The sequence below is a fragment of the Petrotoga halophila DSM 16923 genome, from assembly GCF_002924615.1.
The window spans coordinates 1-2761 of record NZ_JALY01000236.1 but is presented as its reverse complement, the minus strand read 5'-3'; the positions used below and the strand labels follow the sequence as shown (position 1 = coordinate 2761).

Annotated in this window: 3 protein-coding genes and 1 tRNA gene; 1 reads left to right on the top strand and 3 read right to left on the bottom strand. The window is 35.8% G+C overall.

Translation table 11 applies throughout. The features are described 5' to 3' along the window. A partial coding sequence (locus tag AA81_RS11535) for a deoxyribonuclease IV (protein ID WP_146050390.1) occupies nucleotides 1–516 on the top strand: 516 nt, incomplete at its 5' end. Between the two features lie 25 nt (nucleotides 517–541). On the opposite strand, the gene gdhA is transcribed toward AA81_RS11535, so the two are convergent. The 3 genes from gdhA to AA81_RS11520 form a co-directional block, all read right to left on the bottom strand. Further along, entirely contained in the window at nucleotides 542–1906 is a 1365-nt protein-coding gene (gene gdhA / locus AA81_RS11530) for an NADP-specific glutamate dehydrogenase (protein WP_103899101.1), read from the bottom strand. Nucleotides 1907–2270: 364 nt separating this feature from the next. Next, nucleotides 2271–2345: transfer RNA gene (locus tag AA81_RS11525), tRNA-Val, on the bottom strand. A 176-nt stretch (nucleotides 2346–2521) separates the two neighbouring features. Beyond that, nucleotides 2522–2719: a hypothetical protein gene (locus AA81_RS11520; protein WP_245863624.1), complete on the bottom strand. Its 198-nt coding sequence runs from the start codon at nucleotides 2717–2719 to the stop codon at nucleotides 2522–2524. Between the last annotated feature and the right edge of the window lie 42 nt (nucleotides 2720–2761).

Sequence of the window (2761 nt, the reverse complement as noted above, 5' to 3'; positions counted from 1 at the left end):
GGAGAAGGATTCGGCATAAACAAAATATTAGAAGGGTTAGATACCATCTTCAAAGAAGTCCAGAATACAAAAGTAACTATCTTGCTCGAAAACGTTGCACAAAAAGGTTCAAACATAGGATACTCCATGGAACAACTAGGAAGAATAATAAACAATTCACCATGGAAAGAAAGATTAGGCATAACTTACGATACCTGCCATGGATTCGATTCTAAGTACGACATAAGAAAAAAAGAAGAGGTACAAAGACTATTAGACGAAATTGACAAATACATCGGCTTAAATAAACTGAAAATGATCCATCTAAACGACTCAAAATATGACGTAGGCGCTGCTAAAGACAGACACGAATTTATAGGCAAAGGATACATAGGAAAAGAAGGATTTAAAACCTTCCTCTCTTTCGATGAAATATCTAAGCTACCTCTGATACTTGAAACCCCAGGAGATGATCCGGAGCATAGCCAAGACATCAAAGTAGTAAAAGAGATCTTCAAAGAATTAGGAAAGCTTTAAAAAATACCCCCATCTGGGGGTATTTTTAAACAATCCCTTGATCCATCATTGCTCTTGCTACCTTTAGAAAAGCTGTCACATTAGCCCCAAAAACAAGATCTCCGTCTTTCTTGTACTCTTCAGCTGTCGTCTTTATACTACTGTAGATGTTCTTCATTATCTCTCGTAGTTTTTTATCTACCTCTTCAAAACTCCAAGACTCCCACATACTATTTTGAGTCATTTCTAAGGCAGAGGTAGCAACACCTCCAGCGTTGGCAGCTTTAGCTGGGGCAAACATAACGTTATTTTTTTGGAAACATTCAATAGCTTCTGGAGTGCACGGCATATTAGCACCTTCTGCAACCGCTAAAACACCGTTATTTACAAGTGTTTTTGCTTCTTCTATATCAATTTCGTTTTGAGTGGCACATGGGAAGGCAATATCACATTCAATTTTCCAAATATTTTTACTGTTATCGTTATACTCTGCCGAAGGATGAGTTTTGAGATACTCAACTATTCTTCCCCTTCTTTTTTCTTTTATCTCAATTACAGAATTTAAATCTATTCCTTCTGGATCGTATACCATTCCATCTGAATCACTAAGGGCTATAACCTTTCCGCCGAGTTCTACAACTTTTTGAGCAGTGTAAATAGCCACGTTTCCAGATCCAGAAACTACTATCTTCTTGCCTTCGAATGTTTCACCAACATCTTTTAGCATTTCTTCAACAAAATAAACCAATCCATACCCTGTTGCTTCTGTTCTCGCTAAACTTCCACCCCAATCTACACCTTTTCCTGTTAGGGTGCCAGCTTCAAAACGGTTGGTAATTCTTTTGTATTGACCAAAGAGATACCCTATTTCTCTGTTCCCAACACCTATATCTCCTGCTGGAATATCCGTTTGTGCCCCTATATGTCTATATAGTTCAGTCATAAAACTTTGACAAAATCTCATAACTTCGGAATCTGACTTCCCCTTTGGATCGAAGTCACTGCCACCTTTTGCTCCACCTATAGGCCTTCCAGTTAAAGCATTTTTGAAAGTTTGTTCAAATGCAAGAAACTTCATGATTCCAGGATATACAGTGGGATGAAAACGCAACCCCCCTTTGTAAGGCCCTAATGCGGAGTTAAATTCTATTCTGTATCCCCTATTAACATGAACGTTCCCTTGATCGTCTACCCATGGAACACGAAAGATAATCTGCCTTTCAGGCTCAGTTAACCTTTCTAAAATCCCGTTTTCTTCAAATTCAGGATACAGTTCAACAACCGGTTTGATACTTTCAAGAACCTCACGTACCGCCTGGTGAAACTCAGTTTCTCCAGGATTCATAACAACTACCCTTTCAATTATGCTGTCAACATAATTTTCTTGGGTCAATTCAATAGAGTCTCGCATGGTTACCTCCTCCTTTTTTGCTTTCCCCGGTATACTTAATAAAGAACAAGAAATTATTTTCATAGTAAACAATTCATTGAAATATATTTCATTATTACTAATAAATGGTAATGAATATATTTACTCACTTGTTTCGATTATACACAAAACTTGCAAATTCGCAAAATTTTAAATTTTTTTGTTGAAAATGCTTAAAATTAGGTATTCATGGTATTTTTTGATGATATATTATTACTGAAGAAAGCGAATTAAAAAAATATTTATATTTTTTTAATAAAAGATTTATCTTTCTGAGATTCTTGAGTGGGTACCTGGAGGTATGCAGAAAGTATGAATCAAAACTTGTAAGAAGTACAAAAAAAGATGGTGGGCGCTGTAGGGTTTGAACCTACGACCTTCTGCGCGTGAAGCAGACGCTCTCCCACTGAGCTAAGCGCCCCAAAACTCTTCTAAACTATTATACAATATATTTCAAAACTTGTCATTAAACTTCCAGGTTTTTGTCAAATATGGTTGATGAAATTCTTGCATACAAGGGATGGGAAAAATATTAACCCTTATAAGATATAAAAGTGATATCATTTTATTTAAATACTTAAGAATTGCCTACTACCATTATTTCAACAATTCTTTTAGTTCTTCTATGGTTATTTCTAACAAGTTATCCCCTATGTAATCTAGCGTTTTCTCATTGGCTTTTCTTATTTTCTCTTTTATCTCTTCAGTTAATTGTTTGCCAAGTCTTTTGCTTAATATTCTAATTGCACATTCAATTTTGCATTTTCTTTCACCTTCTCTTTTACCTTTTTCCACGCCTTCTTCAAATCATGAGCCTCCTATCTTTGTCATTAGTAT